General features: G+C 68.9%; 23 protein-coding genes and 1 riboswitch. Of the genes, 8 read left to right on the forward strand and 15 right to left on the reverse strand.

Features of this window, described 5'->3' with window-relative positions:
* Window positions 1-110: 110 nt before the first annotated feature.
* Window positions 111-263: riboswitch (FMN riboswitch) on the reverse strand.
* 223 nt (window positions 264-486) lie between these two features.
* The 6 genes from rpe to ASD66_RS24325 form a co-directional block, all read right to left on the reverse strand.
* Window positions 487-1,149: a ribulose-phosphate 3-epimerase gene (gene rpe, locus ASD66_RS00185; protein WP_056686924.1), complete on the reverse strand. Its 663-nt coding sequence runs from the start codon at window positions 1,147-1,149 to the stop codon at window positions 487-489.
* A 93-nt stretch (window positions 1,150-1,242) separates the two neighbouring features.
* Window positions 1,243-2,262 (reverse strand): NADP-dependent oxidoreductase, encoded by a 1,020-nt coding sequence (locus tag ASD66_RS00190; RefSeq protein ID WP_235529913.1) that lies wholly within the window; start codon window positions 2,260-2,262, stop codon window positions 1,243-1,245.
* A 10-nt stretch (window positions 2,263-2,272) separates the two neighbouring features.
* Window positions 2,273-3,250, reverse strand: coding sequence for a DNA topoisomerase IB (locus ASD66_RS00195; protein ID WP_056889699.1), 978 nt, complete (start codon window positions 3,248-3,250; stop codon window positions 2,273-2,275).
* 244 nt (window positions 3,251-3,494) lie between these two features.
* Window positions 3,495-4,949, reverse strand: a complete 1,455-nt coding sequence (locus tag ASD66_RS00200) for a SpoIIE family protein phosphatase (RefSeq protein WP_056889700.1) — start codon at window positions 4,947-4,949, stop codon at window positions 3,495-3,497.
* A 76-nt stretch (window positions 4,950-5,025) separates the two neighbouring features.
* A complete protein-coding gene (locus ASD66_RS00205) occupies window positions 5,026-5,844 on the reverse strand; it encodes a sigma-70 family RNA polymerase sigma factor (protein ID WP_056686939.1) in 819 nt (272 codons plus the stop codon).
* Between the two features lie 183 nt (window positions 5,845-6,027).
* Window positions 6,028-6,243, reverse strand: a complete 216-nt coding sequence (locus ASD66_RS24325; RefSeq protein WP_056686942.1) for a hypothetical protein — start codon at window positions 6,241-6,243, stop codon at window positions 6,028-6,030.
* Window positions 6,244-6,403: 160 nt separating this feature from the next.
* Between ASD66_RS24325 and ASD66_RS00210 the strand changes: the two genes are divergently transcribed.
* A complete protein-coding gene (locus tag ASD66_RS00210) occupies window positions 6,404-7,099 on the forward strand; it encodes an HAD family hydrolase (RefSeq protein ID WP_056889701.1) in 696 nt (231 codons plus the stop codon).
* Here the strand turns inward: ASD66_RS00210 and ASD66_RS00215 are convergent.
* The 3 genes from ASD66_RS00215 to ASD66_RS00225 all read right to left on the reverse strand — a co-directional run bounded on the left by ASD66_RS00215 (window position 7,086) and on the right by ASD66_RS00225 (window position 8,906).
* Complete coding sequence (locus tag ASD66_RS00215) at window positions 7,086-7,355, reverse strand: Rho termination factor N-terminal domain-containing protein (RefSeq protein WP_056687392.1); 270 nt, start codon at window positions 7,353-7,355, stop codon at window positions 7,086-7,088. The genes ASD66_RS00210 and ASD66_RS00215 overlap by 14 nt on opposite strands.
* Window positions 7,356-7,468: 113 nt before the next feature.
* Window positions 7,469-8,212 (reverse strand): GAF and ANTAR domain-containing protein, encoded by a 744-nt coding sequence (locus ASD66_RS00220; protein WP_056889702.1) that lies wholly within the window; start codon window positions 8,210-8,212, stop codon window positions 7,469-7,471.
* Between the two features lie 148 nt (window positions 8,213-8,360).
* Window positions 8,361-8,906, reverse strand: a complete 546-nt coding sequence (locus ASD66_RS00225) for a type 1 glutamine amidotransferase domain-containing protein (RefSeq protein WP_056889703.1) — start codon at window positions 8,904-8,906, stop codon at window positions 8,361-8,363.
* 104 nt (window positions 8,907-9,010) lie between these two features.
* On the opposite strand from ASD66_RS00225, the gene ASD66_RS00230 reads away from it, so the two are divergent.
* Together ASD66_RS00230 and ASD66_RS00235 are read left to right on the forward strand one after the other, a co-directional pair.
* Window positions 9,011-9,568, forward strand: coding sequence for a Dps family protein (locus ASD66_RS00230; protein WP_056889704.1), 558 nt, complete (start codon window positions 9,011-9,013; stop codon window positions 9,566-9,568).
* Window positions 9,552-10,049: a DUF6328 family protein gene (locus tag ASD66_RS00235; RefSeq protein ID WP_056889705.1), complete on the forward strand. Its 498-nt coding sequence runs from the start codon at window positions 9,552-9,554 to the stop codon at window positions 10,047-10,049. The genes ASD66_RS00230 and ASD66_RS00235 overlap by 17 nt, the downstream gene beginning before the upstream one ends.
* 5 nt (window positions 10,050-10,054) lie before the next feature.
* On the opposite strand, the gene ASD66_RS00240 is transcribed toward ASD66_RS00235, so the two are convergent.
* Window positions 10,055-10,978, reverse strand: coding sequence for a LysR family transcriptional regulator (locus ASD66_RS00240; RefSeq protein WP_056889706.1), 924 nt, complete (start codon window positions 10,976-10,978; stop codon window positions 10,055-10,057).
* Between the two features lie 75 nt (window positions 10,979-11,053).
* On the opposite strand from ASD66_RS00240, the gene ASD66_RS00245 reads away from it, so the two are divergent.
* On the forward strand, window positions 11,054-12,382 hold the full coding sequence (locus ASD66_RS00245) for an FAD-dependent oxidoreductase (RefSeq protein ID WP_056889707.1): 1,329 nt from the start codon (window positions 11,054-11,056) through the stop codon (window positions 12,380-12,382).
* 18 nt (window positions 12,383-12,400) lie between these two features.
* Here ASD66_RS00245 and ASD66_RS00250 read toward each other — a convergent pair whose 3' ends face one another.
* Genes ASD66_RS00250 through cysD form a run of 4 tightly spaced genes read right to left on the reverse strand, consistent with a single transcriptional unit; the run spans window position 12,401 to window position 17,519 of the window.
* Complete coding sequence (locus ASD66_RS00250; RefSeq protein WP_056889708.1) at window positions 12,401-13,462, reverse strand: DUF1214 domain-containing protein; 1,062 nt, start codon at window positions 13,460-13,462, stop codon at window positions 12,401-12,403.
* Between the two features lie 55 nt (window positions 13,463-13,517).
* Window positions 13,518-14,663 carry a sulfotransferase family protein gene (locus ASD66_RS00255; protein ID WP_056889709.1) on the reverse strand — a complete coding sequence of 382 codons (1,146 nt, stop codon included), beginning with the start codon at window positions 14,661-14,663 and terminating at the stop codon, window positions 13,518-13,520.
* Between the two features lie 40 nt (window positions 14,664-14,703).
* On the reverse strand, window positions 14,704-16,605 hold the full coding sequence (gene cysN / locus ASD66_RS00260; RefSeq protein WP_056889710.1) for a sulfate adenylyltransferase subunit CysN: 1,902 nt from the start codon (window positions 16,603-16,605) through the stop codon (window positions 14,704-14,706).
* Window positions 16,605-17,519 carry a sulfate adenylyltransferase subunit CysD gene (gene cysD, locus ASD66_RS00265; protein ID WP_056889711.1) on the reverse strand — a complete coding sequence of 305 codons (915 nt, stop codon included), beginning with the start codon at window positions 17,517-17,519 and terminating at the stop codon, window positions 16,605-16,607. Before cysD ends, cysN begins: the two co-directional genes overlap by 1 nt.
* A 131-nt stretch (window positions 17,520-17,650) precedes the next feature.
* Between cysD and ASD66_RS00270 the strand changes: the two genes are divergently transcribed.
* The 4 genes from ASD66_RS00270 (at window position 17,651) to ASD66_RS00285 (ending at window position 20,484) form a co-directional block, all read left to right on the forward strand.
* A complete protein-coding gene (locus tag ASD66_RS00270; RefSeq protein WP_235529990.1) occupies window positions 17,651-18,253 on the forward strand; it encodes a TetR/AcrR family transcriptional regulator in 603 nt (200 codons plus the stop codon).
* 54 nt (window positions 18,254-18,307) lie between these two features.
* Window positions 18,308-18,727 carry a cyclic nucleotide-binding domain-containing protein gene (locus ASD66_RS00275; RefSeq protein ID WP_056889713.1) on the forward strand — a complete coding sequence of 140 codons (420 nt, stop codon included), beginning with the start codon at window positions 18,308-18,310 and terminating at the stop codon, window positions 18,725-18,727.
* Window positions 18,728-19,278: 551 nt separating this feature from the next.
* Window positions 19,279-20,235 (forward strand): DUF222 domain-containing protein, encoded by a 957-nt coding sequence (locus ASD66_RS25665; protein ID WP_414858564.1) that lies wholly within the window; start codon window positions 19,279-19,281, stop codon window positions 20,233-20,235.
* A 48-nt stretch (window positions 20,236-20,283) separates the two neighbouring features.
* Window positions 20,284-20,484 carry a hypothetical protein gene (locus ASD66_RS00285; RefSeq protein WP_056889715.1) on the forward strand — a complete coding sequence of 67 codons (201 nt, stop codon included), beginning with the start codon at window positions 20,284-20,286 and terminating at the stop codon, window positions 20,482-20,484.
* 28 nt (window positions 20,485-20,512) lie between these two features.
* Here the strand turns inward: ASD66_RS00285 and ASD66_RS00290 are convergent.
* The coding region (locus tag ASD66_RS00290; protein WP_235529914.1) for a lipid-transfer protein at window positions 20,513-21,311 on the reverse strand (799 nt) is incomplete at its 5' end.

The following is a 21,311-nucleotide window of genomic DNA, read 5'->3' on the forward strand; positions in this document are numbered from 1 at the left end:
GCTTGCCCTCTCGGTCCGGTCGCGGACTCTGGGGCTTGATGCGGGTCGATCGGCAGGGGGTCAACTCGTGCGTGCTGCGCGTCGGACGGCCTCACGCAGAGCATCAACCACTGCGTGCACTTCCCATCCGGACTTTGACCGTCGGTCCAGGAATCTCACCTGGTCAACCGGTCACTGGTTGTGACCGGGTCGCGGACTTCCGGGTGAAACCTCTTCACCCAGTCACCGCCGGCTCGGAATTGCACCGACCCCAGAGCACGCGAGTTGAAAACTCGACGGGAGCAATCCTGCCACACCACCCACGGCGCGCGGATGTGAGCCCGGCCACCAAGACTGCACCCGTCTCCCTTCCGCGACCCGTCGCCAGTTCTTGACGACCCGTCGCCAGTTCTGACTCTCGGGCCGAACTGGCGACAGGTCGACCCGAACTCACGACAGGTCGATCAGAACTGGCGACAGGTCGATGCGGACAGGGTGCAGGGTGAGCTAGCCGGCGGAGGCTTCGGCCTTCGCCTTGAGCTCGCGCACCATGGCGTCGGGGTCCTGGGCGGAGTAGACGGCCGACCCGGCGACGAACACGTCGGCACCGGCCTCGGCGCAACGCTCGATGGTCTCGAGCGAGACACCGCCGTCGATCTGGAGCCAGGTCTCGAGTCCGTGCTTGTCCATCAGCGCCCGCGCCTTGCGGATCTTGGGCAGGCAGAGGTCGAGGAACTTCTGGCCACCGAAGCCCGGCTCGACGGTCATGATCAGCAGCATGTCGAGCTCGGCGAGGAGGTCCTCGTAGGGCTCGATCGGCGTGGCCGGCTTGAGTGCCATCGACGCGCGGGCGCCCTGGGCCCTGATCTCACGAGCCAGGCGGACGGGTGCCTTGGCCGCTTCGACGTGGAAGGTCACCGAGCCGCAACCGGCTTCGGCGTACGCCGGAGCCCAGCGGTCGGGGTCCTCGATCATCAGGTGTGCGTCCATCGGCAACGGCGTCGACCTGGCCAGCGACTCCACGACCGGCAACCCGAGGGTCAGGTTCGGCACGAAGTGGTTGTCCATGACGTCGACGTGCACCCAGTCGGCACTGCCGATGCGGCGTACCTCGTTGGCCAGGTCGGCAAGGTCGGCGTTCAGGATGCTCGGCGTGATCTGGATACCCACGGGCGGGACTCTATCCCGCGCGCGTCCCCCGGCCCGCCACGGGAGCCCGGCCGCGCACTCGACCGGACGCCGCGCGGGTCGGGAGCGGGTGACCTACGCGTCGCCGACGCGCACCAAGAGCTTGCCGAAGTTGCGTCCGGTCAGGAGTCCGCGGAAGGCCTCGGGCGTCTGGTCGAGGCCGTCGACGACGTCCTCGCGGTAGCGCACCGAGCCGTCGGCGACCCACCCGGCCATGTCACGCAGGAAGTCCTCGTGATGCGTGGGCACGAACTCCTGCTGGATGAACCCGCGGATGGTCAGGCTGAGCGACAGCACCTTCCCCATGAAGGCTGGCAGCTGGTCGGGTCCCTCGGGCGCGGAGGTCGCGTTGTAGTTGGCGACCAGGCCGCACACCGGGATGCGGGCGAACGTGTTGAGGCGTCGGGCCACGGCAGCGGCCACCGGGCCCCCGACGTTCTCGAAATAGACGTCGATGCCGTCCGGGGTGGCCGCGGTGAGGTCGTCGACGAAGGTCGGCGAGCGGTGGTCGACGGCCGCGTCGAAGCCGAACTCCTCGAGCAGGGCCCGGCACTTCTCGGGTCCGCCTGCGATGCCGACCGCGCGGGCGCCCCTGACCTTCGCGATCTGGCCGACCGCGGAACCGACCGGACCGGTGGCCGCCGCGACGACGACCGTCTCCCCCGCCTTCGGCCTGCCGATCTCGAGGAGTCCGGCGTACGCCGTGAAGCCGGGCATGCCCAGGACGCCGAGCGCGGTCGAGACCGGTGCGGCCTCGGGGTCGAGACGGCGAGTCTGACCGGCGTCGACGACGGCGTGGGTCTGCCAGCCGGCGAAGGCGAGCACGAGGTCACCCGGCTGGAGTGCGGATGAACGCGACTCGAGCACCTCGCACACGGTGCCGCCGATCATCACGGCGCCGACCTCGACCGGCTCGGCGTACGACTTGGCGGCGCTCATCCGGCCGCGCATGTAGGGGTCGAGGGAGAGGTAGATCGTGCGCAGCAGGACCTGTCCTTCCTCGAGTGCCGGGAGCTCCTCGTCGACGAACGAGAAGTCGCTGTCCTGGGGCTCACCGACGGGTCGGGACGCAAGGCGGATCTGGGTGGTCTTCACCGTGGCGATGCTACTGACCCAGCAGAAGCAGGACTGCCTTCTCCACCGCGGATTGCGACGCGGATCGACTGGTGCCGATGACCTCGCCCTGTTCGTAGAGGTCGAGCACTCGCGGGTCGACGTACGACGTCCTCGCCACCGTGGGGGTGTTGCCGAGATACTCCGCGACCTCCTCCATGGCCGCACGCACCGCCCGCTTGCGTGAGGCCTTGCTCTCTCCCGGCTCCGGGCTCTGCGCCAGGGCCACCGCGGCCAGCACGGTCGCGTGCCAGGTGCGGAAGTCCTTGGCCGTCACCTCCACTCCCGAGACCTCACGGACGTAGTCGTTGATCGTGGCGGGCTCGAGCCGGTGCCATCGTCGACCGTGCTTGAACGCCATCAGCTCATCGGGCCCACCCCGGCGCGCCCGCAACGCCTTGATCGCCGCGACACACCTGGCGTCGTCGATGGTCACGACGTGCTCGACCCCGGACTTGCCGACGAAGTCGAACGTGGCGACCTCACCGGAGACCCGCACGTGTCGTCGCTCGAGCGTGGTGAGACCGAAGCTGCCGTACTCGTCGGTGTAGACGTCGTTGCCGATCCGGAAGTACCCGAGATCGAGGAGGCGAACGGCCACCGCACAGGCGCGCGCCTCGCTCATCTCGTCGTCCCGGAGATGGCGCGACACCGCCCTGCGCATCCGCGGCAGCACCCGTCCCAGGGACGTGGTGCGCTCGAACTTCTCGGCGTCACGACGGATCCGCCAGTCCGGGTGGTAGAGGTACTGCCGGCGACCCGCGGCGTCCGTGCCGACCGCCTGCAGGTGGCCGTTGACCACCGGGCAGATCCACACGTCCTGCCAGGCCGGCGGCACGGCGAGGTCCCGAATCCTCTGGGCGTCGTCGTCCGGGAGCCGTTCCCCCACCTCGTCGAGATAGACGAACCCGCGGCCGGCCCGGCGCCGGCTCCAGCCGGGATCGTGCGGTGACACCCGTCGCAGTCGCACCCTGGAATCCTCGCCGTCGGGACGTGGATCGCGGAGCCCTCGCACGGCGTACGGGAGGGCTCCGCGATCAGGAGCGGGCCGGGACTCGTTCGGCAGTGCCGCGCGCAAGCAGTGCAGAGTGAGGCGCCAGCCCGTGTGTTGCCTGGACGTCGAAGCCGGTCCGCACTGGCCGATCGGCCCCGACGCGAGAAGCCAGTACCCGGACCGTGCATGCTCATACCGCGCAGTTCCCGACAAATCCGGATCAAGCCGACACCAGTCCGACGAGCGTCATGATCTGGGCGGCCGGGGAACCTGCCGGTGCCAGGAAGGTCAGCTCGGCCCCGGCCCTCTTGGTGCGGGCCAGGAACTCGAAGAGCGACTGCACCCCCGGGCTCGCGAGGTGGGTGACCCCGCTGAGATCGACCGTGGCCGAGGCAGTGCCCGCCCGGGTCGCCTCGTGCAGCGCTGCGTCGAAGACCTCGATGGTCACGCCGTCGATCGGCCCCTTGGCGACCAGGCTCCCCCGCGCAGCGACCGTGTGGAGCTCTCCGTCATGGTCGTCGACCACGGGGGCGGCCCGCGGTTCCGGCTCGGACTGGAGCAGTTGCACGGGTCGGGCCAACTTCAGCCGCAGCTCGACCTCCGTTCCGCGCGGGCCCCGGCGGACGTCCATGCTGTCGGCCAGCGCGGCGGCCATCATCAGTCCCCGGCCGTCAGAGACCTCCTCGCGCCACCGGCCGGCGTCGGAGACCGTGACGGTCACCGTCCCGCTGTCGTCCAGCGCGGCGTCGACCCACAGCGGGCGCTCGGCATCTCGCGTGTCATCCGGGTAGGCATGTTGGGTCGCGTTCGTGACCAGCTCCGCGAGCGCATGGTCGAGTCCGATGTGGTCGAGGAGGCCCGCACCGATCGCGTCGAGCCAGTCACGCAGCCCGTCACGGACCGTCGACGCCGAGGCCGTGCTGGCCGACGCGCGGATGGAGTACGTCGCGGGGGCGGGGCTACGCGCTCCCACGATCAGCGCCACGTCGTCTCGTACGTCGCCGGCCGTGCCGGCACCGTTCAGGATGGCCCGGCACACCTCGTCCCCACGCTGGACCGCCGGGCCGGACATCGTCCGGTCGAGTGCCGTCGCCGCCACCTGCAGCAGCTGTGCGTTCGCCAGGTCCAACGACCGAGCGGGGGTGCGCACCAGGCCGTCCGTGTAGAGCACCAGCAGGTCGTCCGGCGCCAGCTTCGCCCACCCGGTGTGGAAGTCGCCCCCGGTCCCCAAGGGGCGCCCCTGCTCCGACGGCAGCATGCGTGCGGGCCGGAAGGGGGTGAGGATCATGGGCGGCAGATGACCGGCCGTGCCGTACTCGACATGCCCGTTGTCGAGGTCGAGGACGGCGACGCACATCGTGGTGGCGCAGGTCTCCGGATGGTGCTCGGCGTAGGCGTCGACGCTCTCGAGTGCACCGAGCAGCCCCGCGCCACCCGTGAGTCGCTCCCGCAGGATCGCCCGGACCTGGGTGACGGCCAGGGCTGCACCGAAGCCCTGGCCCACCACGTCGGCGACCATGAGCGCCACCCGTCGATGTGGCAGCACGATCGCGTCCATGGTGTCACCGCGGTTGAGCGGTGGGACGTCCGTGAGCAGGTAGCTGCCCGTGAGGACGACGCCGGGCAGGACGGGCAGCCCGGACGGAATCTGGACATCAGTGGGTGTGGTGGGCATGTCGCCCCCTCTGGCCGAGAACGTGCCACTCCATCCCCCTCACGGTATCCAACTGGGGCTTCGGCATGCCCGATCGTCAGGCCTCGATGTCCTCGCGCCCTTCCACGAGACCGCTGCGAAGGTCGCGCATGATGCGACTCAGCAGTCGGGACACCTGGGTCTGGGTGACCCCGAACTCGTCGGCGATCTCCTGCTGGGTGAGCTCGTCGAAGAAGCGCATCCGGAGCAGCTTGCGGTCTCGGGCGGACAGCCTGCGCACCACCGGACGCAGCATCACGCGCGCTTCCGCCGCGGCAGCCTCGTCGGCCTGCGGATCGGGCAGCATGTCGCCCAGACTGGCGCCCACGTCGTCGCCCACGGGGGCGTCGAGCGACGTCGGGGTGAAGCAACCCTCCGCGCGGAGGGCCTCGGACACCTCCTGCTCGGGCACGTCGAGAGCAGCCGCGATCTCGCCGTCGCTCGGCGTGCGCCGCCCCTCGCTGCCCAGGCGGTCCCGCTCCTCGATGACCCGCGACTGGAGCTCCTGGATGCGCCGCGGCGGGCGGACCACCCAGCCGTGGTCACGGAAGTAGCGACGGATCTCCCCCCTGATGCTCGGCACGGCATAGGCGAGGAAGTCGCTCTCGTGCTCCCCGTCGAACTTCTGGACGACGCGCACGAGGGCCGCGTTGGCCACCTGCTCGAGATCTTCGGACGCGATGCCGCGCGACTTGTAGCGCGAGGCGATGCTGCGTGCCACGCACACGTTGGCGAGCACGACGTCCTCGAGCAACCGCGCTCGTTCCTCCGGCGTACTGGCACGCGCGGCGCGCTGGAGAAGACTCGCGGTGAGCTTGCGCCGCTGGTCGCGGGGCAGGTCGTCGAAGGGATTCTTCTGGATATCAATGCTGGCCATGGCGGCCTCCCGGGGGAATTCGCTCGGGCCTCGCCGTTGACTTCAGCGAGAGGTGTAACCGTGGACCTCGTTGGCACTCGTGATGCTCCGGCAGATGATGCCGTCGCACCGCAACTTAGCGCACGACACCTCGGTTTTCCAGTCCCTGGTTCCGGCACGGCGGCACAGGAGTTTCCCCTGGCCTCATGGGCCCCGGAAGCGGTCGTTGATCAGTGCGGCGCTCGCGTCGGCGGCCGCGCGGCGCGACCGACGGGCCACCTTCTGCATGGCGGCGAGCTCCGCAGGGTGCGCACCGGCGGCGACGAGATGCGGACCCCGGGCGCGCTGCCGAGCCCGCCCGAGACATGCGCCGACCAGGCACCCAGCACCTGCTGCGACGAACGTTGCCCGCTTGCCCATCTCTGCACCTCTCGACCTTGACGACCAGTGGTCGCGGTACCCGAGGCAGCGGGTCCCATGCGAATGCCCGTGACCTTCGTCTGTCAGCAGACCTCACGGCATGCGCTGGACCGGATTGGGTAACGGAAACTGACACAGTCACCAAGCAGAGGATCCGCACATGCCCGCAGGGCAGCACTCCCCGATCGACACGGTCGTGTTCGACCTCGACGGCACCCTGGTCGACTCCGTCTACCAGCACGTCGTGGCCTGGATGGGCGCCTTCAGGGACGTCGGGTTGCAGGTCAGCGGGAGCGATGTGCACCGCTGCATCGGCATGGGCGGCGATCGCCTGGTCGCGCAGGTTGCCGGCGAGGCCGCCGAGTGGGCCGTCGGAGACGACGTACGCCGGGCCCACGACAGCCACTTCCGCGACCTCATGTCGCAGGTGCACGAGACACGTGGCGCCTCGGACCTCCTGAGCCGCCTCGCCTCGACACACCGACTCGTGCTGGCCAGCTCCGGCAGCCAGGAGGTCACCGAGGCACTGCTCTCCACCGTCGACGCCGCAGGATCCCTCACGGTGGTGCTGTCGGGAACCGAGGTCGCTCACAGCAAGCCGGCGCCAGACCTGATCCAGGCCGCGATGCATGCCGTCGACGCGGAGCGCGCGATCGTGGTCGGCGACTCCGTCTGGGACGCACAGGCCGCCCAGGCGTGCGGGGTTCCGACCATCGGCCTGCTCTGCGGCGGCATCGACGAAGCCTCGTTGCGGGGCGCCGGTGCGGGGTCCGTGTTCGCCCACCCCGCCGATCTCCTCGCGCAGTTGGGCCGGAGCCCGTTGTCGACCGGGCAGCCCGCGCTCAATGGTTCCTGAGGGCCTTGATCAGCTCGCTCTTGTTCATCTTCGACCGGCCGTCGATACCGATCTCCTTCGCCCGGGAGCGCAGGTCGGCGACCGTCCAGTCGTCGTACGACCCGGACTCCCCGCCCTTGCGCCCGACCTTGGAGCGAGAGCTGGCGGCCGCCTTGTTCGCGATCCGGGCCGACTTCTCCTTGCTCGCCCCCTCGTCGCGCAGCTCCTCGTAGAGCTCTGGGTCCTTGACGCTGGGACCAGGCTTGCGCTTCGGCATCGCGTCCACTTCCTTTCGTCTCACGGTGTCCGACGCGCGGTACCCACGTGCGGATCCCTCAGACCGGCAGGGCATCGATCCGGCCGGCACCCCTGACGCACGGGTGCCGCCACTCAGGACTCCTGGGCGACATCCTTGTAGCTGGCCGGCAACCCGCCCTGCTCGATCACCAGGGCTGCCACGTCGCGCAACTTCACGTTCGCGTGGCTGGAGTAGCGCTGGAGGGTCTCGAAGGCCTGCTCCTGGTCGAGCCCGTACCGCTGCAGCAGCACTCCCTGTGCCACACCGATCTCGTGGCGTCGCTCCACTGCTTCTCCCAATGTCGTCACCAGGTGGGAGGTCGCCAGGGCGTTGCCCGCGTGTACGCCGTACACGATGAGGCGCTGCAGGTCCTCCTCGGTGAACGTGTCGACCTTGGTCGCATAGAGGTTGATGGCGCCGAGCGGGTCGCGGTCGGGGTCGATGGCCGCCGCGGAGAGCTGCACGCTGATCAACGAGTGCACGCCCAGGTCCGCCACTTTGGGTCCCCACAGCGGGAAGCGCTGGTCATCGCTGGTCGAGAGGATCAGGTAGGGCTCGTCCTCGAGGGCCGACGCGATGCAGGGGCCTTCCTCGAACTCGTACTGCAGCTCGTCGCAGCGGAGGGCGATCTCGTCGGTGTGCGCCAGTGTCTCGAGCCGGCCCCGGCGTCGCCGCACCGTGATCGCACTGAAGGCCGCCGCCGGAACGACCTCCAACGATCGGTCGCAGATGCGCTGCAGGGTGCCTGCCACGTCATGGTCGGACATCAGCACCTTGCTGAGCTCCGCGAAATAGGGTCCGGTGTCGTTCCCGCCGGCAGTCGATTGGTCAGGCATGGGCTGAGACTACTGCTCGCTCCCGCATCACGCCGGGCCTTCGTGGCTGCCGAGCCCGGGCAGGACGTCCGAGCCGAACATGTCGATCGTCTCCGCCCGGCGCGGGTCCCAGTTGGCGACGTACACCTCCTCGGAGCGGGTTGCCATCTCAGACCGACCCGAGCTGATCGAGGAGCGCCTTGTTGAAGGCAGGCAGGTCGTCGGGCTTGCGGCTGGTGACCAAGTTGCCGTCGACCACGACCTCCTCGTCGACCCACTCGCCACCGGCGTTGCGGACATCTGTCTGGAGGCTCGGCCATGACGTGAGCCGTCGTCCCTCCAGGCCACCCGTCTCCACCAGGGTCCAGATGGCGTGGCAGATCGCGGCCACCGGTTTACCTGCCTCGAGGAAGTGCCGGACGAACTCGACGGACGTCTCGTCGGTGCGCAGTTGGTCGCCGTTCGCCACACCGCCGGGCAGTACGACGGCGGCGTACGCCCCCGGGTCGGCGTCACCGACCTTCTGGTCCACCGTGAAGCTGTCGGCGGGATCGAGGTGGTGGTAGGCCTGCACGTCCCCCGACTCGGGTGAGATCAGCACGGGCCGCCACCCCGCGGCCGCCAGGGCCTCCCACGGCCCGGTGAGCTCGGCCTGCTCGATGCCCTCGGCGCCGACCAGGACGGCGACCTTCGTCGTGCTCGATTCGTTGGTCATCGTGAGAGTCATCCCTTCCGTCGATGTCGGCGACCCCGGTACCCCGCACCGCGTACGGCAGTCGGTGCCCGTATGAAGGAATCGGATGCGGGTACTGCCCGGGCATGGCTACCGACACGGCGCTGCACTACACGGTTCCCGGTCTCGAGGAGGGCGCGGCCCAGAAGATCATCGACCTGCTGCAGTCACGCCTTCATGCCGCCAACGACCTCCAGCTCACCCTCAAGCACGTGCACTGGAACGTCGTGGGGCCGCACTTCATCGCCGTCCACGAGATGATCGACCCGCAGGTCGACGCAGTGCGCGCGATGGCCGACGCCCTCGCCGAGCGGATCGCCACGTTGGGTGGCGCACCGCGCGGCACCCCGGGTGCCCTCGTCAAGGAACGCGCGTGTGACGACTACAGCATCGGCCGGGCCACCACGCAGGAGCACCTCGCCGCCCTCGACATCACGTATCGGGGCGTGATCACCTCCTACCGGGAGGCGATCAAGGCCCTGGACGATCTCGACCTGGTGACCCAGGACGTGCTGATCGGGCAGGTCGAGCAGCTCGAGCTCTTCCACTGGTTCGTCCGCGCCCACCTGGAGGACCAGGGCGGGAAGCTGCAGACCGAGGGCGCCACGACCGAGGCTGGCGCGGCTCGTGACGCCAGCGGCTGAGCCGAAGGGCCGCGACGAGTCCACCGAGGAGCGCGCGGACCGCAACTGGGACGACCTGCTGCAGGAGTTCCGGGTGCTGCAGACCGGCGTACAGATCCTCGGCGGCTTCCTGTTGACGCTGCCGTTCCAGTCGGCGTTCTCCGACCTGGATGACTTCCAGCGGCACCTCTACCTGGTGCTGGTGCTGCTCGCGGCCACCACCACGACACTCCTGCTTTCGCCGATCGCCCTTCACCGCCGGGTCTTCCGGTGGCGGCGCAAGCAGCGCCTGGTGATGGCTGGTCATCACCTGGCGCAGGTCGTGATGTTCCTCATCGGACTGCTCGTCACCGGTCTGGCGGTGTTCGTCTTCGACGTCGTCGTCGATCGACAGACAGCCACGGTCGTCGGCCTTGGCATGGTGGTGCTCGCGACCGTCGCCCTGGTCGTGATTCCGCGTCTGGCCGGTGGCCGGGCACCCGAGCACCCGGAGTCGCCCTGAGCCCGTCAGGACCGTGAGCTGGTCGCCCAGTCGACGAGTTCGCGGGCCGGGCCCGCCGGCGGTCGCGCGCCGCCCTTCCACACGGCGTGCAGCGGCCGCGGCAGCTCCAGCCCGCTGATGGCGATCCGGACCAGCCGACCCGCGGCCAGGTCGTCGTGGACGGCGTGGACGCTGAGCGCCGCAGGCGCCGCACCCGCGGCCACGGCCGCGCGCACGGCCGCCGTACTGGAGAACTCGAGTGCCGGGTCGACGGCGGCCAGGTGCGCGAGCGCCCGTTCGAGCACGGTGCGCGTGCCGGAGCCGGCCTCGCGCACCACCAGGGGCGTGGCCGCCAGGGTGTGCACGCTGACCCGTCGGCTCGGTCGCTGCGCCCACGGATGACTCGGCGCCACCACCACGACGAGCTCATCGACCGCCACCACCTGGCGTCGCAGGCCGGCAGGCGCCTCGGGACCCTCGACGAACCCGAGCTCGGCCTCGCCGGCCCTGACCAGCTCGGCGACGTGATCGCTGTTGGTGGCGGTCAGTGTGAACTCGGTCGTCGCCACTCCGGAGCGCTGCTGCGCCGTGCGTACGCCGACCAGCCATGAGGGCAGCAGGTATTCCGCGATGGTCAGGCTGGCCGCGATGCCGAGCGGCCCGCGTCGGTCCTGGCGCAGGGCGGTGATGCCGGCGTCGAGCTGTTCGGCGGCGTCCAGCACCCGGCTCGCCCACTGCACGACGAGCTCGCCCGTCGGGGTGAGCTCGGACCCGCGCCGTGTGCGGGCCAGGAGCGTGGCACCGACCAACGACTCCATGGTGCGCACCCGTGAGGACGCGGCCTGCTGGCTGATGCCGAGCTCAACGGCGGCGGCGCTCAGGCTGGCGGTGCGGGCCACCACGACCAGCAGTTCGAGGGCGCGCAGCTCGGGCATGTGCGGGCTCAACATGGTCACAAGCCTACGTTGTGACCCCACAACGTGGACGTCGTTCCGCGGAGCGGACACGCCACCCAGACTGGTCTCATGACCCTTCGTGTAGCCATCATCGGCGGCGGCCCGGCCGGCATCTATGCCGCCGACCTGCTGACCAAGTCCGGGACCGACGTGAGCGTCGACGTGCTGGAACGGCTGCCTGCCCCGTTCGGCCTGGTCCGCTACGGCGTGGCCCCGGACCACCCGCGCATCAAGGAGATCGTCAAGGCGCTCCAGCGGGTGCTGTCCAAGCCCGAGGTCCGGTTCCTGGGCAACGTGACCTACGGCGTCGACTGCAAGCTCGACGACCTGCGTGCGTTCTACGACGCCGTCGTCATCGCCACGGGCGCGATGTCCGACCGCGACCTCGGCATCCCCGGCGAAGAGCTCCCGGGCTCCTACGGCGCAGCCGACTTCGTCTCCTGGTACGACGGCCACCCCGACGTGCCCCGCGACTGGCCTCTCGAGGCGCGCCACGTCGCCGTCGTCGGCGCCGGGAACGTCGCCCTCGACGTCGCCCGGGTGCTGGCCAAGACGGGCGAAGAGATGCTCGCCACCGACGTTCCGGCCAACGTCCACGCGGGCCTCGTGGCCAAGCAGGCGACCGACGTGCATGTCTTCGCGCGACGCGGTCCGGCGTACGCCAAGTTCTCCCCGCTCGAGCTGCGCGAGCTGGCCCACTCCCCCAACGTCGACGTGGTCGTGCATGCCGAGGGCTTCGAGGTCGACGACGCGAGCATGGAGCACATCGCCGCGAACAAGCAGGCGAAGATGGTGCTGAACACGCTGTCCAACTGGGTCGGTCGCGATCCCGGCGACAAGCCGCACCGCATCCACCTGCACTTCCTCGAGCAGCCGGTGGAGATCCTCGGCCAGGAGTCCGTGACCGGCTTCCGCACCGAGCGCACCCGCCTCGTCGGCGACGGCGGCGTCGAGGGCACCGGCGATTTCACCGACTGGGACGTGCAGGCGGTCTACCGCGCCGTCGGCTACCGCAGCACGCAGGTGGCCGACCTGCCCTTCGACACCCGGGCGGCGGTGATCCCGAACGACGAGGGTCGGGTCCTCGACCTCGACGGTGACCCGATCCCCGGCACCTACGTGACCGGCTGGATCAAGCGCGGTCCGGTCGGCCTGATCGGGCACACCAAGAGCGACGCCGCGCAGACCGTCGGGCACCTGGTCGAGGAGACCACGGCCACCGCTCCCGAGCGCGACCCTGCTGCGGTCAACGCCTACTTCGCCGAGCGCGGCGTCGACGTCGTCGAGTTCGAGAACTGGGAGCGGCTCGACGCCCACGAGATCGCCCTGGGCGAGGCCGAGGGCCGCACCCGGGTCAAGGTCGTCGAGCGCGAGGAGATGCTGCGCAGGGCTCGCTGAGCGCAGCACCTCCCCCGGTCAGAGCTTGACGACCTTCGCGGTCGGGATCGGGTGCGAGTCGGCCTTGATCCAGCGCATCGCCCAGGTGCCCTCACGATGTGAGTCGGTGTCGATCCAGTTGCCGTACCCGGGGTCCTTGGCTGCCACCACGATCGTCAGCGTGCCGTCGTCGTTGAGCTTCGCGGTGTGGTTGTTGAGGTAGATGTTCGCGCGGTCGTAGTCGAGTGACTCCACCCAGAAGTTCTGCAGGACGAAGTTGAAGTACTCGCAGTTCGGGACCTCGGTCTCGATCACCCATGCCTCGTCCTCGGCCAGCTTCCAGTAGCCGTGCAGGTAGAAGATGGTCGGGTCACCGCCGGCATCCTGGAAGTAGTCCTGACCCCAGTCGAAGATCTCGTTGGCGCGGGGCTGGAACTTGCGGGACCACTCGAGGAAGGTCTCCGACATGCCCTTCACGACCTCGACGGCCTTGGTGAGACGCTCCCCCACCGCGTCAGGGTCCAACGGCTTGAACTCCCCGTCAGGGTTGAGGCATTCGATGGACAGCTCACCGACGACCTCGTTGCGGCGGTCCTGGTGGGTCTGCCGGACCGAGATCAGGTTGCTGTCCGGTGACAACGGCAGCCAGGCGCCGTCCGCCGGCTCGTCCACGCTCGCGATGAACTCGAAGCGGCCGTGCTCGTCGACCTCGACGTCGTGGATGTGCAGGTCGCCGGTCTGAAGCATGGTGCCGTCGATGTGGTAGCGGTTGACGCGTGAACCGAACGTGATCAACGGAACCGTGCCGCGGGTCCCGGTGACCCGGTAGCGGTAGCTGCCCGAGACGTTGGCCCGCATGTAGACGTTGTCGGGGTTGTCGGCACCGATCTTCGTCATCATGTTGGGGTTGGGCGCGGAGGTGAAGCTCGGCCACCGCGGATCGGTGAACTCGACGCTGTTGATCGTGCCGTACCGGAGCAGCCGACTCAGGTAGCGGACTCCCTCGGCCTGGGTCAGCGGGTCCTGGGGGACGATGTCGTCCTCCAGGACCTTCCCGACCTCGAGCAGATCTGCACAGAACTTCTCCCAGGTGGCGTTCATTCGAGTGTCCCTGTTCTGGTTGACGGTTCGTTTCTCGGACAGTGCCGGCGAAGGTTCAGGAAGCGCCGGCGAACTTCGCCTCGACCTCGGCTGCGCTCACGCCGAACTCCTCGAGGGAGTAGCGGTGTGACGGACGGCGATGGTCGGAGAGGCTGGCTTCATGGGATGCCGTCACGGCCGCGCGGGCCGCGTCCGTGAAGGGCATGGCGAACTGCGCATAGATCTTCTCGACGGTGCCGACGGCATCGGAGACGAAGTCGTCGTAGTCGACGTCGATGAACTGCTCCGGGTCGTACCGCAGCCGCGCCTCGTTGAAGTTCGCGTTGCCGCGCGCCCACAGGTCGAGCTGGGTGCGCCCGATGGCGGGGCGGTCGAAGGACTTCGACATACCGTGTCCGCCCTGCTCCGAGAGGCTGAAGGTCGACGCCATCGACGTGAGCGGGTCCCGGAACGTGCGCACGAACAACGCGTCCGGATAGACCTTCATGATCTCGTCGATCGCGAAGACATGGCTGGGGCTCTTGAGCACCCATCGCCGGTCGGCGGCATGCAGCCCGATCAGCTGAAGGTTCTTCCTGTGGCGCGCGTACGTCTCGGTCCAGTCCTGGCCCGACAGCCACGTGCTGTACGACGGAACGTAGGACACGGTCTCGAACGAGGTCGAGAGCATCGTCTGCTGCAGCAGCCGCCAGCACTCCTCGACCTCCTCCGCGCCCATGAAGTGCACCTTCATCAGGTCGGCCTCGGCCGCCTGGCGGGCCCGGTAGAAGGCGTCCGAACGCCGGAAGTCCTCGTTCTCCGCCCACGTGTCGCGCTCGGGTCGTGGCTGCGGCCGCTCGGCGAGCCACATCTCGACCCCCTGGTGCGCCGGGTCAGCGCCGAGCAGGCGGTGCAGTGCGGTGCTGCCGGTTCGGGTCAGGCCGACGACGAAGATCGGCTGCTCGATCGGGACGTCGACATGCTCGGGGTGTCTCGCGAATCCGGCCTCGCTGGCCAGGCGCCCCGTGAGCGCTCCGGTGATCAGCTTGCGGGCGATCACCTTTCCCTGAGGGGTGAGGTCGGCCTCTCGCTCGAACGACTCGAGCAGGACCTGGAGCCCCTCGAGGTAGTCGTCCGTGCCGAAGTCGTCGTACCCGGACGCCTCGCGCGCGGCGGCCTGCAGGCCCTCGATGGAACCAATGCCGTCGTGGTCGTGGGTCATCGGTCAGTCCTTCCCTGAGTGGTGCCCTGGTGGGTCTGGGTCACGAGATGACGCCGCGGGCGCGGAGCAGGCCCACGATCTGGTCGCTCGCCTGCTCCGGCGAGACGGACGTGGTGTCGATCCGCAGCTCCGGCGCGAGAGGTGGCTCGTACGGCGAGTCGATGCCGGTGAAGTTGGCCAGCTCACCGCGACGCGCCTTCTTGTAGAGCCCCTTGGGGTCCCGCCCTTCGGCGACGTCGATGGGGGTGTCCACGAAGACCTCGCAGAACTGGTCGGCCCCGACCAGCTCCCTGGCCGCCTCGCGCTCGGCGCGGAACGGCGAGATGAAGGACGCGATCACGACCAGTCCGGCGTCGGCCATCAGCCGGGCCACCTCGGTGACCCGCCGGATGTTCTCCACCCGGTCGGCCTCGGTGAACCCGAGGTCCCGGTTCAGGCCGTGGCGGATGTTGTCGCCGTCCAGGAGATAGGTGTGCGCGCCGAGTGCGTGCAGCCGTCGCTCGAGGTGATTGGCGATCGTCGACTTGCCGGAGCCGGAGAGACCGGTCAGCCAGAGCACCTGCGGACGGTGTCCGTTCAGCGCCTCGCGGGCCCGCTCGTCGACGTCCACGACCTGCCAGTGAATGTTGTCCGAGCGACGCAGCGAGTGCGCGATCATGCCGGCACCCACCGTGGAGTTGGTCAGCCGGTCGATCAGGATGAACCCGCCGGTGTCGCGGTTCGCGGCGTACGGGTCGAACGGCACGGGGCGGTCGAAGCTGAGGTTGCAGACGCCGATCTCGTTGAGGGCGAGCGTGTTGGTCGCCGTCTTCTCGAGTGTGTTGACGTTGACCTTGTGCTTGGGCTTGGTGATCCGCGCCTGCACCGTCATCGTGCCGATCTGGCAGAGGTAGGGCCGCTCGGGCAGCATCTCCTCCTCGCCCATCCAGACCACGTGTGCCTCGAACTGGTCGGCGACATCGGGCAGGTCGTCGGCGATGGCGAGCACGTCGCCCCGACTGATGTCGATCTCGTCGGCCAGGGTGATCGTGACGGACTGGCCGGCGATCGCCTCCGCCAGGTCGCCGTCCATCGTGACGATCCGCGAGACCGACGACTCGCGGCCGCTGGGCAGGACGCGTACCCGGTCACCGGGCCGCACCACGCCGCTGACGATCTGGCCGGAGAAGCCACGGAAGTCGAGATCGGGCCGGTTCACCCACTGCACGGGCATCCGGAACGGGTTGGTGAGCAGCTCGTCGTCGATCTGCACCGTCTCGAGGTGCCCGATCAGCGTCGGGCCGTCGTACCAAGGCGTGTTGGCACTGCGCTCGGTCAGGTTGTCGCCGACGTACGCCGACATCGGGATGGCCACGACGTCGTCGAGGCCGATCTCCTTCGCGAAGCCGCTGTAGTCGGCGACGATCTGGTCGAAGACCTCCTGCGAGTAGTCGACCAGGTCGAGCTTGTTGACCGCGAGCACCACGTGGCGAATCCCCAGCAGGGACACGAGAAACGAGTGCCGTCGGGTCTGGGTCAGCACACCCTTGCGGGCATCGACGAGGATCACCGCGAGGTCCGCGGTGGAGGCTCCGGTGACCATGTTCCGGGTGTACTGCTCATGGCCCGGGGTGTCGGCGACGACGAACTTGCGCTGCTCGGTGGAGAAGTAGCGGTAGGCCACGTCGATCGTGATGCCCTGCTCGCGTTCGGCGGCCAGGCCGTCGACCAGCAACGCGAAGTCGAGGCCCTCGCCCTGGGTGCCCACCTTGCGCGAGTCGGTCTCGAGTGCCGTGAGCTGGTCCTCGAAGACCAGCTTCGATTCGTAGAGCAGCCGGCCGATGAGCGTGGACTTGCCGTCGTCGACACTGCCACAGGTGATGAAGCGGAGCATGGTCTTGTTCGCGTGCCGCTCGAGGTACTGCTCGATGTCGTCAGCGATCAGGTCGGTCGAGTGGGTCATCAGAAGTAGCCTTCCTGCTTCTTCTTCTCCATGGACGCGGTGCTGTCGTGGTCGATCACTCGCCCCTGTCGCTCGGAGGTGGTGGTCAGCAACATTTCCTGGATGATGTCGGTCAGGGTCGTGGCGACGCTCTCGACGGCGCCGGTCAGCGGATAGCAGCCGAGGGTCCGGAAGCGCACGCTCTTGAGCTCGGGTTCCTCGCCCGACAGCAACGGCATCCGCTCGTCGTCGACCATGATCAACGCGCCGTCACGCTCGACGACCGGCCGCTTCGCCGCGAAGTAGAGGGGCACGATCGGGATCTCCTCCTGCCGGATGTACTCCCAGACGTCGAGCTCGGTCCAGTTGGAGAGCGGGAAGACGCGCAGGCTCTCGCCGGGCGACTTGCGCACGTTGTACATCCGCCACAGCTCGGGGCGCTGCTGCTTCGGGTCCCACCGGTGCTCGGCAGAGCGGATCGAGAAGATGCGCTCCTTGGCCCGCGACTTCTCCTCGTCGCGGCGGGCACCACCGAAGGCCGCGTCGAACTTGTGGAGGTCGAGGGCCTGCTTGAGCCCTTCGGTCTTCCACATGTCGGTGTGGGTGGCAGACCCGTGGGTGAACGGGTTGATCGACTTCTCGACGCACTCGGGGTTCTGGTGGACCAGCAGGTCCAGGTCGCCCGCCGCTGCGGTCGCGTCCCGCAGCTCGTACATCTCGCGGAACTTCCACGTGGTGTCGACGTGGAGCAGCGGGAACGGGAGCCGTGACGGGTAGAACGCCTTGCGGGCCAGGTGCAGCATCACCGCACTGTCCTTGCCGACCGAGTAGAGCATCACGGGGTTCTCGCTCTCGGCGACTGCCGCCCGCATGATGTGGATGCTCTCAGCCTCCAGACGTTCCAGGTGCGTCAGGACGGGGTGCGTGGTGCTCATCGTGCCGGTACCTCCCAGGGATGGACGGCCCGCCGTCGCCCACCCACTCGGGGCGGCGTCAGCGACTGCCATGACAAAATGAACATTGTTCATTCTGGGTCCGTCGTGGTTAAGGTGTCCCAGTGAACGGGATGAACGCCAGGTCGATCCACGGCGACGCAGAGGCCCGGCGCCGCGGCACCCTCGATGCCGCCGCAGCGCTGCTGGACGAGGGCGGGTACGCCGCACTGACGATCCGCGCGGTCGCCCAAAGGGCCGGTACCAGCACCGGCCTGATCTACCAGTACTTCACCGACAAGCAGGACATCTTCGTCGCACTGCTCGAGGAGAGCCAGGCCGAGTCCGCCGACTTCGTCGCCTCCCTGCCGCGCACCGACGGCGTCGCGGCCCTGATCGAGGCACTGATCCCCGAGTCGGCCCGACAGTGGAGGCGCGTCGTCCGGATGACCGCCGCCTGGCGCGACACCACCGGCGCCACCGAACGCGACCGGAGCGAGTCCGTGAGCCGGCTGCGCGAGAGCTTCGGTCGCTACGACGACGCGCTGCGCCATGCGCTGGTCGAGGCAGCACGCATCGAGGGACGGAGCCTCACCGACGACCCGGCGATGCTCCGCTTCGTGCACTCGGGCCTGGCCGGCGTGTCCGACGCCCTCGTCAACGACTGGGGAGACCTCGACCCGGCCGAGCTCGTCACGTTCGCCGCGCACGCGATCACCCGGGGGATCACAAGCTAGGCCTTGCCACGCACTCGGCCCGCTGCCACTCTGAGCAGGGCGGAAGGGGCAGGAATGTTCAACAGGAACCGGGTACCCAAGGAGCGCATCGACGTGCTGCGACAGGTCCCCTTCTTCGAGGGTCTGTCGACCAAGGTGCTCGCGCGGATCGACCAGCACCTCGACGACGTGAACGTCGCCGCCGGCAAGGTGCTCACCTCCCAGGGCGAGGGCGCCTACGAGACGTTCATCATCGCCTCCGGGGTGGCCGAGATCGAGGTCGACGGCAAGCCCGTCCGCGACACCGAGATCGGTGAGCTGGTCGGCGAGATGGGCGTGCTCAAGCACACCGTGCGCGCGGCGACCGTCACCGCGAAGACGCCGATGCGGCTGTTGGTGCTGAACTCACGCGAGATGAGCGCCCTGCTCCGGGAGGACAAGCTGGTCGCCCAGCGCGTGCAGGAGAACCTCACCCGCCACCAGGAAGGCCGGTAGCCCGGCACAGCCCCCGGAACCGGTGGTCGATCAGGGCGACGAACGGGCCCGCCCATGGAGACCGCTGCGCTCTTGACAACCGGAATCTCCTCTCCACAGATGTCGAGAATCCCTTGCCAGGGTTGAAGATTCTCGATAGACTCGAACACATGTTCGAAGCCTCGGAAGTCACCCCGCCCCAGGAGCCCACCGCGGCCCCTGGAGTGGTGCTGGACGCCTCGACAGTGACCGCGTGGACCTCAGCCCTGCAGAACGTCTCCGAGGCGGTGGGCGACGACGACGCCCGCATCGATGTGATCGGGGCACTGGAAACGCTCAAGTCGGCCATCGCCGCAGCCCAGGCCGAGCTGTCGGTCGACTTCGACCAGTCGATGCGCGCCAAGGCCGCCGCCTCCGGGGTCGGGAAGCGCCGCCAGGGTCGCGGCATCCCCGAGCAGCTCGCGTTGGCGCGCCGGGAGTCGCCCTACCGCGGGAAACGTCACCTCGGGTTGGCGAAGCTGCTCCGCAAGGAGTTGCCGCACACCCGGGNCCTCGCCAAGGAGACCGCCTGCCTGGAGGTCGACGACCGCGCGAAGGTCGACAAGGAGATCGCCGGCGACCTCGAGACGGTCGCGAAGTTGTCGGAGAAGCAGGTCGGTGACCAGGCCCGCAAACTCGCCGCGAAGCTCGACCCCGCCTCGGTCGCGCACCGCCGCGCGAAGGCGGAGAAGGACCGCCGGGTCACCATCCGCCCGGCACCCGACACCATGACCTACCTCACCGGGCACCTCCCGGTCGGGCAAGGCGTACAGGTGTACGCCGCGTTGAAGAAGGCCGCCGACACCCTGATCGCCGGTGGTGACGAACGCTCCCGGGCACAGATCATGGCCGACACCCTCGTCGAACGCGTCACCGGCAAGACCCAGGCCCCCGCGGTGCCGGTGATGATCAACCTCGTCGTCTCCGACAAGACCCTCCTCGGCACCAGTCACGACCCCGCGCACCTCGACGGACACGGCACCATCCCCGCAGACCTGGCCCGCCACCTCGTCGCCACCGCGCTCGAACACGAAATCCAGACCTGGCTACGCAAGGTCTACGCTTCACCCCACGGCGGCCTCACGGCGATGGACTCGCGTGCCCGGATCGTCCCGCACGGACTCGCCACCCTCATCCGGACCCGCGACGGCGGCATCTGCCGCACCCTCTACTGCGACGCACCCATCAGACACATCGACCACGCCACCGGCATCGCCAACGGCGGTGAAACCGTCGAGGAAGACCTCCAAGGACTGTGCGAGGGCTGCAACTACGCCAAACAAGCCCCCGGCTGGACCGCCCACGGCGCCCACCCACCCGACGGTCGACATCAGGTCACCACGACCACACCGACCGGCCACACCTACGTCTCCACCGCACCGCCCCTGCCCGGCTGGGCCGACCCGCCTCGCCACCTGGCCGTGGTCGAACCGCAGGACCCGAGCGACCTCCTCGCCGAGTACGAGCTCATCGACGTGGAAGCCGCCTGAACGGCGCAGTCGCTGTCATGGCACGGGTCGAGTTGGGTACCGCTGGTCATGACCAACTCACCGAACGAACCCGGGCCTGCACCGTCCGACAAGAACCGGCACATCGAGCCGGAAGACGTGCCGGCCGAGGAACACATGGAGACGGCCGACATCTCCCAGCGCGTCGACCTCGACCCTGAGGAGCAGGTCAATCGGCCGGACCAGACCGACGACTCGATCGCCGACGCCGAGACGCCCGAGGACCGCTGAGCAACTGGCCGTCCGCCGCCCAAACGGGTCAGCGCGCGAGGATGACCGAGGACCCGTGGCCGAACAGGCCCTGGTTGGCGGTGATCCCGACCCGGGCACCCTCCACCTGACGACCCTCGGCCTGACCACGCAGCTGCCAGGTGAGCTCACAGACCTGGGCCAACGCCTGCGCCGGCACCGCCTCACCGAAGCAGGCCAACCCACCCGAGGGGTTCACCGGGATGCGGCCACCGATCGTGGTGTCCCCGGCCCGCAACAGGTGCTCGGCCTCACCGCGCTTGCACAGGCCGAGATCCTCCATCCAGTCCAGCTCGAGAGCGGTCGACAGGTCGTAGACCTCCGCCACATCGACGTCCTCCGGGCCAAGGTCGGCTTCGGCGTACGCCGCGTCGGCGATCGACTCCTTGAAGGTCCGTTCGGCACTGGACCCGGCGTCTGTGGACATCAGGGGCATGTCGATCGTGGTCTGCGGGAACCTCGGCGTCACCGTCGAGATCGCCTTGACCGTGACCGGGTCGGTGAGCCCGTGCTTGCGGGCGTACTCCACCGAGGTCAGTACTACGGCCGCGCCACCGTCGCTGGTGGCGCAGATGTCGAGCAGGTGCAAGGGATCGCAGACCACGGCCGAGTTGAGGACGTCGTCGGCACTGACCTCCTTGCGATAGCGGGCATTCGGGTTCGCCAACCCGTGCCGCGAGTTCTTGACCTTGACGGCCGCGAAGTCCTCCGCCGTGGCGCCGTACAGGTCCATCCGACGACGGGCATAGAGCGCGAAGTACGCCGGGTTGGTCATGCCGAGCAACCGGAACCGCAACCAGTCCGGGTCA

This window comes from Nocardioides sp. Root151, from assembly GCF_001427925.1.
Taxonomy (GTDB): domain Bacteria; phylum Actinomycetota; class Actinomycetes; order Propionibacteriales; family Nocardioidaceae; genus Nocardioides.